The sequence below is a fragment of the Synechococcus sp. PCC 6717 genome (assembly GCF_022698185.1).
Classification (GTDB): domain Bacteria; phylum Cyanobacteriota; class Cyanobacteriia; order Thermosynechococcales; family Thermosynechococcaceae; genus Thermosynechococcus; species Thermosynechococcus lividus.
In genome coordinates, this window is the sequence record NZ_JAKLTV010000049.1 from 19,806 (window position 1) to 34,135 (window position 14,330).

At 53.9% G+C, this 14,330-nt stretch carries 14 protein-coding genes; 9 read left to right on the top strand and 5 right to left on the bottom strand.

Annotated elements, in window-relative coordinates; genetic code table 11:
• Positions 1–75: 75 nt before the first annotated feature.
• The 4 genes from mutS (at position 76) to L5470_RS12690 (ending at position 6,399) form a co-directional block, all read left to right on the top strand.
• Positions 76–2,583, top strand: a complete 2,508-nt coding sequence (mutS, locus tag L5470_RS12675) for a DNA mismatch repair protein MutS (protein WP_499500186.1) — start codon at positions 76–78, stop codon at positions 2,581–2,583.
• Positions 2,584–2,645: 62 nt separating this feature from the next.
• A complete protein-coding gene (locus tag L5470_RS12680; RefSeq protein WP_198406087.1) occupies positions 2,646–3,863 on the top strand; it encodes an MFS transporter in 1,218 nt (405 codons plus the stop codon).
• 106 nt (positions 3,864–3,969) lie between these two features.
• Positions 3,970–5,652: an ABC1 kinase family protein gene (locus L5470_RS12685; protein WP_499500179.1), complete on the top strand. Its 1,683-nt coding sequence runs from the start codon at positions 3,970–3,972 to the stop codon at positions 5,650–5,652.
• Positions 5,653–5,676: 24 nt separating this feature from the next.
• Positions 5,677–6,399, top strand: coding sequence for a Stp1/IreP family PP2C-type Ser/Thr phosphatase (locus tag L5470_RS12690; RefSeq protein WP_448515196.1), 723 nt, complete (start codon positions 5,677–5,679; stop codon positions 6,397–6,399).
• Here the strand turns inward: L5470_RS12690 and L5470_RS12695 are convergent.
• Both L5470_RS12695 and L5470_RS12700 read right to left on the bottom strand, forming a co-directional pair.
• Positions 6,396–7,118: a circadian clock KaiB family protein gene (locus tag L5470_RS12695; RefSeq protein ID WP_499500180.1), complete on the bottom strand. Its 723-nt coding sequence runs from the start codon at positions 7,116–7,118 to the stop codon at positions 6,396–6,398. The two genes, L5470_RS12690 and L5470_RS12695, sit on opposite strands and share 4 nt — an antisense overlap.
• A 50-nt stretch (positions 7,119–7,168) precedes the next feature.
• A complete protein-coding gene (locus L5470_RS12700; RefSeq protein ID WP_499500187.1) occupies positions 7,169–8,377 on the bottom strand; it encodes a type IV pilus twitching motility protein PilT in 1,209 nt (402 codons plus the stop codon).
• Here L5470_RS12700 and L5470_RS12705 point away from each other — a divergent pair.
• Positions 8,281–8,490 (top strand): hypothetical protein, encoded by a 210-nt coding sequence (locus L5470_RS12705; RefSeq protein WP_499500188.1) that lies wholly within the window; start codon positions 8,281–8,283, stop codon positions 8,488–8,490. The genes L5470_RS12700 and L5470_RS12705 overlap by 97 nt on opposite strands.
• 90 nt (positions 8,491–8,580) lie before the next feature.
• Here the strand turns inward: L5470_RS12705 and sfsA are convergent, their stop codons facing one another.
• Complete coding sequence (sfsA, locus tag L5470_RS12710; protein WP_499500181.1) at positions 8,581–9,360, bottom strand: DNA/RNA nuclease SfsA; 780 nt, start codon at positions 9,358–9,360, stop codon at positions 8,581–8,583.
• A 348-nt stretch (positions 9,361–9,708) separates the two neighbouring features.
• Here sfsA and L5470_RS12715 point away from each other — a divergent pair, with 348 nt between their 5' ends.
• From L5470_RS12715 to L5470_RS12725, 3 genes are all read left to right on the top strand, one after another.
• The gene (locus L5470_RS12715) at positions 9,709–10,044 is read left to right on the top strand and encodes a rubredoxin (RefSeq protein WP_099797808.1); all 336 of its coding nucleotides are present in this window, start codon (positions 9,709–9,711) and stop codon (positions 10,042–10,044) included.
• Complete coding sequence (locus L5470_RS12720) at positions 10,034–11,059, top strand: photosynthesis system II assembly factor Ycf48 (RefSeq protein WP_099797810.1); 1,026 nt, start codon at positions 10,034–10,036, stop codon at positions 11,057–11,059. Before L5470_RS12715 ends, L5470_RS12720 begins: the two co-directional genes overlap by 11 nt.
• A gap of 98 nt (positions 11,060–11,157) precedes the next feature.
• Positions 11,158–11,922 carry a winged helix-turn-helix domain-containing protein gene (locus L5470_RS12725; RefSeq protein WP_499500182.1) on the top strand — a complete coding sequence of 255 codons (765 nt, stop codon included), beginning with the start codon at positions 11,158–11,160 and terminating at the stop codon, positions 11,920–11,922.
• Here the strand turns inward: L5470_RS12725 and L5470_RS12730 are convergent.
• Both L5470_RS12730 and L5470_RS12735 read right to left on the bottom strand, forming a co-directional pair.
• On the bottom strand, positions 11,894–12,100 hold the full coding sequence (locus L5470_RS12730; protein ID WP_499500183.1) for a hypothetical protein: 207 nt from the start codon (positions 12,098–12,100) through the stop codon (positions 11,894–11,896). The genes L5470_RS12725 and L5470_RS12730 overlap by 29 nt on opposite strands.
• Positions 12,101–12,104: 4 nt before the next feature.
• Positions 12,105–12,737, bottom strand: a complete 633-nt coding sequence (locus L5470_RS12735) for a TMEM165/GDT1 family protein (protein WP_499500184.1) — start codon at positions 12,735–12,737, stop codon at positions 12,105–12,107.
• 47 nt (positions 12,738–12,784) lie between these two features.
• On the opposite strand from L5470_RS12735, the gene L5470_RS12740 reads away from it, so the two are divergent.
• Positions 12,785–14,248, top strand: coding sequence for a TldD/PmbA family protein (locus tag L5470_RS12740; RefSeq protein ID WP_499500185.1), 1,464 nt, complete (start codon positions 12,785–12,787; stop codon positions 14,246–14,248).
• Positions 14,249–14,330 lie beyond the last annotated feature (82 nt).

The following is a 14,330-nucleotide window of genomic DNA, read 5'->3' on the forward strand; positions in this document are numbered from 1 at the left end:
CCGACCCTGCGGCTGGGGCGCAATCCGGGACTACAAGTGCGCCATGATGAAGTTGAGCGTTCGTTGCTGACCCCCATGCTACAGCACTACGCCGATCTGAAGGATGCTTATCCCCAAGCGTTGCTGCTGTACCGCGTCGGTGACTTTTACGAAACGTTTTTTCAGGATGCCTGTACCGTTGCCCGCGAACTAGAACTGGTTCTAACAGGGAAAGAGGGGGGCAAAGAGGTCGGGCGAGTTGCCATGGCGGGGATTCCACACCATGCCCTAGAGCGCTATTGCCGCACCCTCATTGAAAAGGGCTATGCCATTGCCATCTGCGATCAAGTCGAAGATCCGGCGCAAGCCCAAGGACTCGTCAAGCGGGAAGTGACCCATGTGTTTACTCCGGGCACCGTTTTAGATAGCGAATTACTCCAACCCCGCCGCAATAATTTTCTAGCAGCGGTGATTCTCTCAGGCCATCACTGGGGGCTCGCCTATGCTGATGTCTCAACGGGGGAATTTTGTACCACCCAGGGGGGCGATCGCGCCGATTTAGTTGCCGAGCTAAATCGCCTCCAACCCGCAGAAGTCCTGATTCCCAGTGAGGCACCCGACCTCAACCGCCTGCTGCGCCCCCACGAGGCCAAAGAGCACCTGCCAGCAGACTTACCCAACCACTGGTGCTACACCCTGCGATCGCCCCACGACTTTCATGCCGCTGAAGCACGGCAACGCTTGTGTCAACGCTTTCAGGTGAAGTCCCTCGAAGGTTTTGGCTGCGAGCATCTCACCCTTGCCACCCGTGCCGCTGGTGGGCTACTGGCCTATTTAGACGAAACCCATCGCCAGCAAACCGTCCCCCTGCAAAACCTGAGCACCTATTCCCTACAGGAGTACCTCTTCTTAGATCCGCAAACCCGCCGTAACCTCGAGCTCACCCAAACCGTTCGTGATGGGAGCTTTCAAGGCTCCTTGCTGTGGGCGATTGATCGCACCACGACGGCCATGGGAGGGCGGCTCCTGCGGCGTTGGCTGCTGCAACCCTTACTCGATCTAGAACAGATTACCGCCCGCCATGATGCTATCGCTGAGTTAATGGCCAACAGTGGCCTGCGGCAAACTCTCCACCGCCATCTTCAAGAAATTTACGATCTCGAGCGACTCGCAGGACGGGCTGGCTCTGGAACGGCGAATCCCCGCGATCTCGCAGCATTGCGGGATTCATTTCGCACCTTAGTGTCCCTTGCGGCGGCTCTGAAGGAGGTACACTCTCCCTACCTGTGTGCCCTAGCAACGGTGCCCGCTGAGATTGAACAGTTAGGGGAAACCCTAGCCGCTGCCCTTGTGGAGCAGCCCCCCATCAGCTCGACTGAGGGAGGAATTATCCGCAGTGGCGCGTATCCCGATCTCGATCAGCAACGCCTGCAAATTGAGCAGGATCAACAGTGGATTCTCAATCTCGAAGCTCAAGAACGCGAACGCACGGGTATTCCCACCCTCAAAGTGGGCTATACCAAAGTTTCGGGCTACTACCTCAGTGTCTCCCGTGCTAAGGTGAGCCAAGTCCCCGACACCTACATCCGCAAGCAAACCCTCACCAATGAAGAGCGCTTTATTACCGCTGAACTGAAGGAGCGCGAAGCCCGCTTGATGGGGGCGCAAAGCCACCTTTTTGAGCTAGAGTACCAGTACTTTGTGCAGTTGCGTGAGCAGGTTGCCGCCCATGCTGCAACGATTCGAACCCTTGCCGCTGCGGTGGCCGCAGCGGATGCCCTCCTCAGCTTGGCAGAGGTGGCGCTGTACCAAGGCTACTGCCGCCCCCAGATGACCCTAGATCGGCGGCTTGAGATTTGCGCGGGTCGTCATCCCGTGGTCGAGCAACTGCTGCCCGCTGGGTTCTTTGTGCCTAATGAGACACGGCTGGGGGATAAGGCAGACTTAATGATCCTGACCGGCCCCAATGCCAGTGGCAAAAGTTGTTATCTGCGGCAAGTCGGACTCATTCAACTGCTGGCGCAAATGGGCAGCTATGTGCCTGCCACCCGCGCCACCCTTGGCCTTTGCGATCGCATCTTTACCCGCGTGGGGGCTGTTGATGATCTGGCGACCGGCCAATCCACCTTTATGGTGGAAATGAACGAAACCGCCAACATTCTTAACCATGCGGGGTCGCAGTCGTTGGTCTTGCTCGATGAAATTGGTCGCGGTACCGCTACGTTTGATGGCTTGGCGATCGCGTGGTCTGTGGCAGAATATTTGGCGACAACGCTGCGATCGCGTACGATTTTTGCCACCCACTACCACGAACTGAATCAACTGGCCTCGCTGTTGCCAAACGTGGCCAACTTCCAAGTGGTGGTGAAGGAACTACCGGAGGAAATTATTTTTCTGCACCAAGTGAAACCTGGTGGTGCCGATCGCTCCTATGGGATCGAAGCAGGGCGTTTAGCGGGCTTGCCTCCCGTCGTAATTCAGCGGGCACGGCAGGTAATGCAACAAATTGAAAAGCACAGCAAAATTGCGGTTGGCTTGCGCAAAAGTCCACTATACGACCCACAGGCTGCCGCAGCGCCAGATCAAGGAGAACTCCCCTTTTGATCCCATTCGTTAGAATTGAAAATGTAACGTTTTGTTAACTAGGGGGATCCGTGATTGTTCTGATGAAGTTACCCCCACCGCTGCGCCATACCCTCCTGAAGGTCTTGCTGGCGGGGCTGTTATTTTGGTCGAGCATTGCAGCACTGCTGCCGACACTACCCCTATACATTGCTGCCCAAGGAGGCAGCCCCCACCAAGTGGGGATTGTCATGGGTGCCTTTGCTGTTGGCTTAATCGTTTCTCGGTCGTGGCTAGGCCCATTGGCGGACAACCGCGGGCGCAAAATTACGCTCTTGATTGGCTTGGCGGTAGCGGCGATCGCCCCCCTTTTTTACATGGTCAGTCATAATGTGCCCCTCCTGATTGCGGTGCGCCTCCTGCATGGTGTAAGCATCGCAGGCTTTACCACAGGTTACATGGCGCTCGTGACCGATATTGCCCCACCTCGCCATCGCGGGGAAATCATTGGTTACACCAGCTTAGTCCATCCCATTGGGGTGGCCGTGGGGCCGAGTTTGGGCAGTTGGCTTCAGCACGCCTATGGCGATAACTGGGTCTTTGTCGTGGCCAGCGCCTTAGCGACCTTGGGAATCATTGCGGCGGCGGGGGTTCGCCCCGTTGCCCTAACCTCAGAGGGGATCGCTACTGATAACCATTCCAAACCCCTATTTTGGCGACTCTTGCTCTCAGAGCGGTTGCGGATTCCCACCCTAGTGATGCTCAGCGTGGGTCTCACCTTCGGCACGATTGCCACCTTTATTCCCCTCTTTATTGCTGCCGAACGGATCGATCTCTCTGCTGGCGTGTTCTACACCGCCGCGGCGATCGCCAGCTTTATGGGGCGGGTGGCCACCGGCTCAGCCTCCGATCGCTGGGGACGCGGCATTTTCATCTCCAGTAGTCTGGTGTGTTACGTCGTGTCTATGGTGTTACTGGCCCAAGCCGAAACACCCTTAGACCTTTTGTGGGCAGCCATCCTTGAAGGATTAGCCGGTGGCGTACTCATTCCCATGGTGGCGGCCTTAATGGCCGATCGCTCCCATCCTAACGAGCGGGGACGAGTCCTCAGCCTTAGCCTCGGCGGGTTTGACCTAGGGATGGCCTTGGCAGGACCGCTGCTCGGGGTCTTAATTGTGCCCCTCGGCTACCGCATTCTCTTTCGCATGGCCGCAGGGTTTAGTTTGCTAGGGCTAACCGTCTTCTTAACCGCTAGCAGCAAAAATATACCAGATTCCCTGCGCTTTGCCCTCGGCATGGGGCGCGATCGCTATGCCCTCTAGCAAGCCATTGGCGATGATTCTTCGCGATTCACAAGGGATTCGTTACAATTTGTTGAGATCACCCACTACAGAACGCCGCGTGTCAACTCCAGCTTCGGTTACCTTTATGCCCACAGGCAAATCCTATCGGTGGAATCGAGAACACTACTCGAAGACTCGCCGCTTTTTTGATATTTGGTTCTTTGTCTGGCGATTTCTGGGCGGTCGCTGGCTGTTGGGAAAGGCATGGAGTTACTGGGGGGGGATGACCGATGCCAAACGCGCCGCTCGCCGTCGCGCCCAAGCCATCTGGATTCGGGAAACCTTTCTCGACCTAGGCCCAACCTTTATTAAACTCGGGCAACTCTTCTCCACCCGCGCCGATCTCTTTCCCACCGAATACGTCGAAGAACTCAGTAAGCTTCAGGATCGGGTGCCCGCCTTTAGCTACGACCTTGTAGAAAAAATCATCTACGAAGACTTTGGCCGCCGCATTCCCGAACTCTTCCGCAGCTTTGACCCCATTCCCATGGCCGCTGCCAGCCTTGGCCAAGTCCACAAAGCCCAACTTGTCTCTGGCGAAGAAGTCGTGGTCAAAGTACAGCGCCCCGGATTACGGCAACTCTTCGACATTGATCTGGCCATTCTCAAAGGCATTACCCAGTATTTCCAAAACCATCCCAAATGGGGTCAAGGTCGCGACTGGATGGGCATTTATGAGGAGTGCTGCCGCATCCTTTACGAGGAGATTGACTACCTCAACGAGGGACGTAACGCCGATACTTTTCGGCGTAACTTTCGGGATCGCGAGTGGGTCTGTGTTCCGCGGGTCTATTGGCGGTATACCTCACTGCGGGTACTCACCCTTGAATACTTGCCCGGAATTAAAATTAGTCACTACGAGGCGCTTGAGGCAGCAGGATTAGACCGCAAGCGCTTAGCTGAGCTAGGGGCCAAAGCCTACCTCTACCAAGTGCTCAACGATGGCTTTTTCCACGCTGACCCCCATCCGGGCAATATTGCCGTTAGCCCCAGCGGCCAACTGATTTTCTATGACTTTGGTATGATGGGTCGCATCCAAGCGGTCACCCGTGACAAATTACTCAGAACATTTTTGAGTATTGCCCAGCGGGATGGTGAGCAGGTGGTGCAGTCCCTCATTGAGTTGGGGGCGTTGGTTCCCACTGGGGACATAGGGCCGGTGCGTCGCTCGATTCAATATCTTCTAGACAACTTTATGGATCAACCCTTCGAGGTGCAGTCCGTTGCCAAAATTAGCGATGATCTCTACGAAATTGCCTACGATCAACCGTTTCGCTTTCCCGCTACCTTTACCTTTGTCATGCGAGCATTTTCGACCCTAGAAGGGGTAGGCAAAGGACTCGACCAAGACTTTAACTTTATGCAAGTTGCTCAACCCTTTGCGAGTGAACTGATGACCAACGGAAATTTCTCAGACCCCAACAATGGCAGTCTCTTTTCCGAGATCAGCCGCCAAGCTGCCCAAGTGGGCACCAGTGCCATTGGCCTGCCCCGTCGCCTCGACGAAGTGCTCGATAAACTGGAAAATGGAGATCTACGGCTACGGGTACGCTCTAGTGAAAGCGACCGCATTTTACGACGCTTAAGTAATATTAATTTAGGCTTAAACTACGTTGTTCTCATTGGCAGCTTTTCACTGGCGGCAACGATTCTACTGGTCAACCAGTATATTTTGTTAGCGGGTGTGGCAGCCGCCTTAGCGGTATGGTTGGGTATCCTCTATTGGCGACTCATGCTTAAACTCGATAAGTATGAAAAAATGTTTTAGAATACAGCCCGGAATAGGAGGGTCATGGACGTTGCTGGCTTAACAGACTGTGGTCTCATTCGCAAAAGTAATCAAGATGCTTTTTACATTGACGAAAAGAATCATCGTTTTTTCATTGTTGCTGATGGAATGGGAGGACACGCAGGCGGAGAAGAGGCTAGCCGTCTAGCGGTAGAGCACATTTATCAGTATTTAGACGCTCACTTGCAAGAGTTAGAGTACGACCCAGTCACGCTGTTGCGTCAAGCCTTTCTGGCCGCCAATGAGGCCATTGTGGAACAGCAGCAGCAAAATGCTGGTCGTGCGGATATGGGCACTACGGCAGTTGTGGTGTTGTTAGATGACAGTCGGGATGGGGCATGGTGTGCCCACGTGGGGGATTCACGCATTTACCACTGGCGTAGGGATGAACTGCGCCAAATTACCCAAGATCACACCTGGATTGCCCAAGCAGTACAGTTGGGCAGCTTAACCCTTGAGCAGGCACGGCAGCATCCATGGCGGCATGTGCTCTCCCAGTGTTTGGGACGGGAAGATTTAAGCCAGATTGATATTCAACCCATTGATCTGGAGCCGGGCGATCGCCTGCTGCTGTGTACCGATGGTCTCACCGAAGAACTCACCGATGACGTGATTAGTATTTACCTCAGCGAGCCAAATGTGGAAAAAGCGGCCACGGCACTGGTCCATGCCGCTAAAAACCATGGTGGCCGTGACAATGTGACCGTTGTGGTCGTCGGAATTTAGGGTGTCAATAGTCGTTGGACTCGATCGCGATCGTCAAGATGCCCCACTAAGCGCCGGACGGGTCTAGGGTGTACCCGCACCAATGTGGGGGTAGCCGTCACCTGATCTTCTTCGGCAAACTCTGGTTGCTTTGTAACATCTACAACCTTAAGGGTATAGGGAACCGTTAAACACTGACTGAGAAGGGCATGGAGATTTTTTAGGGCATGCTCCACCGCACTGGTTTCACTTGCCACGTAAAGGCGCAAGACATAGCGGTCTGGTTCGGTGCGGCGGGGAATAAAACTACTGGCGGGGGAGACCTGCCGCAAATCATAGACCAAGTGGTGATGCTCCCACAGTTGTGGGAAATCGGCACGGTAAGACTCAATGGCAAGGCGATCGCACGGATGTTGCGGATCCTCCACCAATTGCCACAGCAGTGTTTTTTGATCTGGCAAGGCAAAAAGAGCATCTAGCAGCGGGCGGTGCGGCCATGCTAACGGATAGACCTCCGCTGCCACCCGTAACAGTTGTTGCTCCTCGTCAAACCAGTAATCAACCGCAGCACTGTAGCAGGGGACGAGAAATAACGGTGGCTCCCGCAGATCGAGGAGTTGCTGCAGCGCATGACAAAGGTCTTGGTGCCAGTGCCCTTGCTTGGTGCTATCGCGACAGAACACCACATCCTGACCAGGAGTAAACAGGGCAAGCCCTTTGTATAGTATTGGCCTGATCACAACCTTATTGAACCATTGCCGCAGCAGCCCCGATCGCAGAAGGAGTCCCCCTACACGCGACCCCGCAGGATTTGTGCCATTTCATTGGGCTTGGGCGAGTTTTCAATCGCCGTTTCCTCATCAATGCGCCCGGCCTCGTAGAGTTCGTAGAGGCACTGGTTCATGGTACACATCCCATCATAGGTACATTGGGGAATAATCGCCTCAATTTGTTCCACTTCCCCACGCAAAATGTAGTCTTTGATGGCATCGGTGTTGATCATGATTTCATGAATGGCTGCCCGCTTACCATCGGTGGTGCGCACCAAGGCTTGGGCAATCACGGCCACCAGTGACTCTGCCACCTGCATCCGCATCGGCCCCTGTTCATCAGGGTTATAGAGGTTGAGAATCCGCTCGATGGTTTTTACAGCACTGTTAGTGTGCAACGTACCAAAGACTAAGTGACCTGTTTGGGCGGCTTTGAGAGCCGTATTGACCGTTTCGCGATCGCGCATCTCCCCAATCAGGATAATATCTGGGTCTTCCCGTAGAGAGGCTTTGAGGGCATTATCAAATTTAAGGGTATGAATACCCACCTCCCGCTGGCGAATCATGGCTCGCCGACTTTGGTGAACAAATTCTATCGGGTCTTCAATGGAAATAATATGCTTGGGCATTTCTGTATTGATAAAATCCACCATTGCCGCAAGGGTGGTGGACTTACCAGAACCCGTGGGGCCAGTCACCAAAATTAACCCCTTATGGTAGTGACATAAATCCTTAAAGACTGGTGGCAAGTTCAATTGCTCAAGGGTGAGAATTTTTACCGGAATTAGCCGCAGCACCATGGCCGGCCCCTTCAGCGCCACAAAAATGTTGATCCGTACCCGACACATGCCTTCATACTGGTAAGCACCGTCGTACTCTAAATGGGTACGAAACTGCTCAATTTGCTGCGGTGAGAGCAACTCGTTTAACCAGTAATTAAAGGTTTCTTCATCGGTAACAGGGTAGTTAGTCACTTCTAGCTTGCCGCGATCGCGAAACCGTGGTGCCTCACCAACACCAACATGAATATCAGAGTAACCATGCTCAAAGGCTTCCCGCACTAACTGCTCCATCGTCGGCCCCGAAATCCGTGCTGCGGGGGTGGGCATGGACTGAGTGGGAACCATTTGCTGTGGCATCCCTTGCGGGGGAACCCCTTGGGGCGGCATCGGGCGTGGTGGTATCCCCTGCGGAGGAACGCCTTGGGGCGGCACCGGGCGCGGTGGCATCCCCTGCGGGGGAACGCCTTGGGGCGGCATCGGGCGCGGCGGCATCCCTTGCGGGGGGGCACCTTGGGGCGGCATGGCCGGAGTGCTTCCCGCAGGACGTGGCGGTGGCATAGGTGGTGTATTGGGAACACGGGGKGGGGGCGTTTGGGGATTCGTCATGGCTACTGCTCACAATGCATTAGGTTAATTTCAGTGTGCCACTCTTACTCAAGCACCTTGGCCGTCGTAATATTTCTGTTACAGAGAGTTAACTTTGCCGTCCCTAAAAAGTCAATCCCCGCAGGGCTTATGGCAAAGCGATAGGGCAGCACCTCAACCCCCATGGCTACCGCTGTGCGCAACAGCTCACCATAGGTGGGATCAGCACTATCCCCAGGGGCAAAGCGATCGCAATCACCACGGTTAATAAAGTACACCATGCACACGCGAGCCTGCGGCTGAGTTTGGCGCAGCCATTGTAGTTCCCGCAAATGTTTCTGCCCCCGGGTGGTGACGGTATCGGGAAAGAGGGCTAAGCCAGAGCGCGCCCATGTTGTATTTTTGACCTCCACATAGGCTGGGGGCTGCTGCGGGTGCCCTGTCAAGAAAAAGTCGATACGGCTACGCTCCTGACCGTAGGGAACTTCCCGCTGGTGGTTGGCATACCCCGCCAACTCAGGCAGTTTCCCCGCGGCTAAGGCAGAGGCTATGACCTTGTTGGGTAACCCTGTATTCACCCCTACCCATGTGCCATCGACAAAAATCATTTCCCATGTATAAGCCAGCTTGCGTCTTGGATCGGGATGATAGGAGACCTGCACAGGTGCCCCCACTTCACAAATACCCGTCATCGGGCCTGTATTGGGACAGTGAGCAACGATGCGATCGCCACTGCTCAACTCAATCTCGGCAAAAAAACGCTTGTAGCGCCGACACAGAACACCTGCTTGCAAGGGAGGATAGGCATACCGCCAAGAGTCTTGAGAATGGAGGCTGACGGCCAAGGACTGCACCTACAAACTGTGCCTAAAAAATAAGAACCTATGCATCCATAAGTAAGATGCCAGCTCCTAAAATAAAATAGAAGCTGACACCTTACAACTTATTAAAGGAGATTTAAGGTTAAGGTCTATATGCGCTGACCTCATTTCAATATCCTTGATTTTGGCATCACTTCTCGGAGAGATCAGGATTCTCTAATCTTTTCTTTATATTTCCTAAGACTACGGCTTTGTTACATACTGGCTCAATATTTCCTCATTTCCTCTGGATCTGAACTATGGGGGACTAGGAAATGATCCCTAATAACGTAATATTAAGATGTATGTCGCAAATCTTAAGAATTCTGTGGTATGACAACCGAAACCCCTGACGATACCCTGCTGGATCGGTTTGAGTGTCGCGCCTGCGGCTACGTTTACGAACCTGCTAAAGGGGATAGCACCCGTGCCATTGCAGTGGGCACTGCCTTTGCCGACTTGCCCATTACCTGGCGCTGTCCAGTGTGTGGTGCTCCCAAAAAGCAGTTTAGTAATATCGGACCGGTGGGTTCCCCCTCAGGGTTCAAGGAAAACTTAAACTATGGCTTTGGGGTCAATACCCTGACCCCCGGCCAAAAAAACCTACTGATCTTTGGTGGTCTTGCCATTGCTTTTCTTTTTCTACTGAGTTTCTATAATGTTCGCTAAGCAAATTCATTCCCACCGTCAAAATATAACTAAGCTCACCCGTAGCGTACTGATCATGGTGGCACTGTGGCTATCTCTGACAGCCCATGCCCTTGCGGTTCCTAGCCTTGAGTACAACCCGTGGGAGGCGCTGCAACTGCCCACCACGTCGACAATTCTCGATATTAGTTTTATTGATGCCAACCATGGCTGGCTGGTAGGGGCTAACGCTACCCTGATGGAAACTCGTGATGGTGGCCGGACGTGGGAACCCCGCACCCTTGTGTTAGATAACCCAGACTACCGCTTTAACAGTGTCAGCTTTAAGGGGAATGAAGGCTGGATTGTTGGTGAGCCGCCAATTATGCTGCATACGGAAGATGGCGGTCAGTCGTGGAATCAAATTCCCCTTAGCCCCAAACTCCCAGGAGCACCCCGCTTCATTAAGGCGCTGAGCAACGGCCAAGCGGAAATGATGACGGATGTCGGTGCTATCTACCGCAGCCAAGATGGGGGCAAAAACTGGCAGGCGCTTGTACAAGAAGCCATCGGCGTGATGCGTAACCTGAATCGCTCGCCGGCTGGCGAATATGTGGCTGTGTCTTCGCGGGGTAGCTTTTACTCGACGTGGCAGCCGGGGCAAGCAGCATGGGAACCCCATAACCGCACCAGTTCACGGCGGGTTCATAATATGGGCTTTACGCCCAACGGCGCTCTGTGGATGATTGTTAATGGTGGCAAAATTGCCTTTTCTGACCCCCAAAACCCCGATGAATGGGGGGAGCTACTAAGTCCCCTGCGGCGCAATAGTGTTGGGCTGCTAGATCTCGCCTACCGTACCCCCGAAGAAATATGGTTGGCGGGAGGGAGTGGTGTGCTGCTCTGTAGTTTTGATGGCGGCCAAACGTGGCAGCAAGATATGGATGTGAAACAGGTGCCCTCCAATTTTTATAAGATTCTCTTTTTTAGCCCGCAGCAAGGCTTTATCATTGGTCAGCGGGGGATTTTGCTGCGCTATGTCAGCGACGTGGGCTAGTGGATCCGCGCAGAAAATAAGGGGCGAGGGGGTCAGCCCCTTTACCTTCAAAACAGGGTGGTAGAATTGAGGCAACTGGGCAGTATTCAGGTTTTTCTATGCTTTCCCTTGAGACTGTGGTTGATGCACCTGTATCCCACGTACCGCCAGCGATCGCGCACATTTTAGTGATTGAAGATGAAGATTTAATTCGAGAAACGTTAGTTCTTGCCCTTCAGGATGAGGGTTTTCAGACAATTACAGCAACGGATGGTCATGAGGCACTGAGTCTCATTAACTCCCATCTTTTTAGGTCTCATGCAGACCTGAACCCAACAATAGACTTGATTGTTTTGGACTTGATGCTGCCGGGGGTGAGCGGCTTGGATCTCTGTCGCCTGATTCGGCGTGAAGGGTGTACTGTACCGATTCTCATGATCAGTGCCAAAGGAAGTGAAATTGATCGGGTAGTCGGTCTAGAAATTGGTGCTGATGATTACCTCTCAAAGCCCTTTGGTATGCGCGAAATGGTAGCTCGCTGTCGAGCGCTGTTACGACGGGTTCAGCCTCAGCACTTTGCTTCACCGCCGGTGCTGCGGTTTCAGGAACTGTGCCTGTATCCTCAGGAGTGCCGTGTGACCTTACGGGGAGAAGAGGTGAATTTATCCCCCAAAGAGTACAAGCTATTGGAGCTATTTATGCGCCAGCCACGCCGGGTGTGGTCACGGGAGCAGTTGTTAGATCAGGTGTGGGGGCACGATTTTATTGGTGACAGCAAAACCGTGGATGTTCACATTCGCTGGCTACGGGAAAAAATTGAAGTGGATCCTAGTCATCCCGAGTACATCCTAACGGTCAGGGGGTTTGGTTATCGCTTTGGTTAAGCCACACCAAGACAACAGCCACCACAAGGCTAGGAAACAGCACCAGAGCCAAGATCACGCCTAACGTCGGTGGTAGCGGATAGAGGGGTGCCACTGTCTTCAGGCCAACGGCTATCCCCAAGGAGGCTAAAAAGACCCCCAGTAACCACCTGAATTCTGCCCAAAATGGGTTAGCCATTCCCTTAAGCTCCCGGTAAGCCTTGAACCGCTGTCACAATTGCAAATACCAAAAACAGGGCGCCCCCCCCCAAGGTTAGGGTTCGTTCTGAAATCTTACCGGCAATCAAGCTGCCCCCCAGAACGGCAATGAGCGCACAAATGCCATGCCCCGCAATGGCTCCTAGGGCTACTCCCCACGGGTTATAGGTGGCGGCAAGGGTAATCGTGCCAATTTGGGTGCGATCGCCCCATTCAGCGACAAACGTCAAACTAAAGGCTTCAACAACTGTGGCCCAGATGGGATTATTGCCCCAGCGACTGAGGTTGGCCTCAGCTTTCTCAACGGTTTCCGCCGCTGCTTCACATTCATCTTCGCAGGGGCTATCAGCCATACGCCAGCCGTGAATCAGCATTTTCAGGCCAAAGATAGTGAACAGACCAATGGCAGCATAAAACGTAAACGCCTTGGGCAGCAGGCTAAACACCTTACCTACGGCGATTGAGAGCAAGGTCATGACAATAAGGGCAACCCACACTCCAATAAATACCCACCGCTTGGGGTGCCGGGCAGCTAAGATCATCCCAATAAAGAAGGTTTTATCCCCTAACTCGGAAATGGTAATTAGGGTGAGGCCTGCCGTAAACGCCGTTAGCATTTAGAATAAACTCGAACTGTTGCCAAACTCTAAGCTAGCACGCACTCATGATGGCAGAACCCAATTTAGCGGCTGTGTTGAACCAAGTGGATGTGCCTGTCGATTGGCTAGGGCTGCGCTACGTTGATGAAACACTGATAACCCGCAGTGCCCGGGATGGTCAGCCAGACATGAACCAAAGGGTACGCCAGCGGGGTGTGATGGTGGACGTTCTGGTGAATGGCCAGTTTGGTTACGCTGCCACTGCCCAATTGGCACCCGCCGCCATTCATGATGCCATTCGTAAGGCCTACAACCAAGCCAAGGCAGCAGCCCCATGGCAACTTTTTGGCTTTACGAGGGCGGCGCGGGGGGTTGCCCAAGGAACCTACCGATCGCCCCAACAGCAACCCTTTGATCGCTTATCACCTAGGGAGGTGAGCGATCTGTTGGTGCGGCTGTGCCAAGACCTCGATGTGGCCGATGCGATTGTCCAAACGCGTGCCTTTGTGCAGACGGTGGAGACAACCAGCCAATGGCTTACCAGTGATGGCAGTACCGTTGAGCAGCAATTTTACCAAGTGCTCACGGATATGAGTGCCACCGCCCAAGCAGCGGGGGTGGTGCAGCAGCGCACCGATCACGGGTGGCTGGCTCGCTGCTATCAAGGCGGCCTAGAGTGGGTTGAGCCGCAGGCGATGAGCGATCGCGCCCGTTATATTGGCGAGCAGGCGGTGGAACTGTTGAGCGCACCCGAGTGCCCCGAAGTCACCACAACCCTCGTTTTGGCGCCCGATCAGATGATGTTGCAAATTCACGAGAGCATTGGCCATCCCCTCGAGTTGGATCGTATTCTTGGAGATGAGCGCAATTACGCAGGCAGTAGCTTTATTCGGCTAGAGGATTTTGGTCAGCGCCAGTACGGATCGCCGTTACTGAACGTCACCTTTGACCCGAACGTCACCGGTGAACTTGCCAGTTATGCCTTTGATGATATTGGCGCAGCCGCAGAGCGCACCTACCTGATTAAAGAAGGGCGCTTGCTGCGCGGGCTAGGTAGCCTTGAAAGCCAGCAGCGGGCTGGGGTAGTGGGGGTAGCAAATGCGCGGGCTAGTTCGTGGAACCGCCCCCCCATTGATCGCATGGCAAACCTGAACATTGAGCCGGGGCACACCAGCTTTGAGGACATGATTGCGGGGATTGAATCGGGAATCTATATGGAAGCTAATCGCTCGTGGTCTATTGATGACTATCGCCTGAAGTTTCAGTTTGGTTGTGAGTATGCCAAGCTCATTGAACAGGGTCGCCTAACGCGCACCGTGCGTAACCCTAATTATCGCGGCACCACCCCTGACTTCTGGCATAACCTCATTGCGGTTGGGGATGCAACGACAACAGAGATGTTCGGCACCCCCTTCTGTGGTAAAGGCGAACCCAACCAAGCCATTCGGGTGGGTCATGCCTCACCTGTTTGTGCCTTTGCCAATATCCAAGTGTTTGGTGGAGTTTCCATTCGATCGCCTTCCCCCTGAAGAGGAAGGCGCGCTGCCTTTTGCGTCGGGACTAATACCGACGGCTCGTTTCCATTCGATCGCCTTCCCCCTGAAGAGGAAG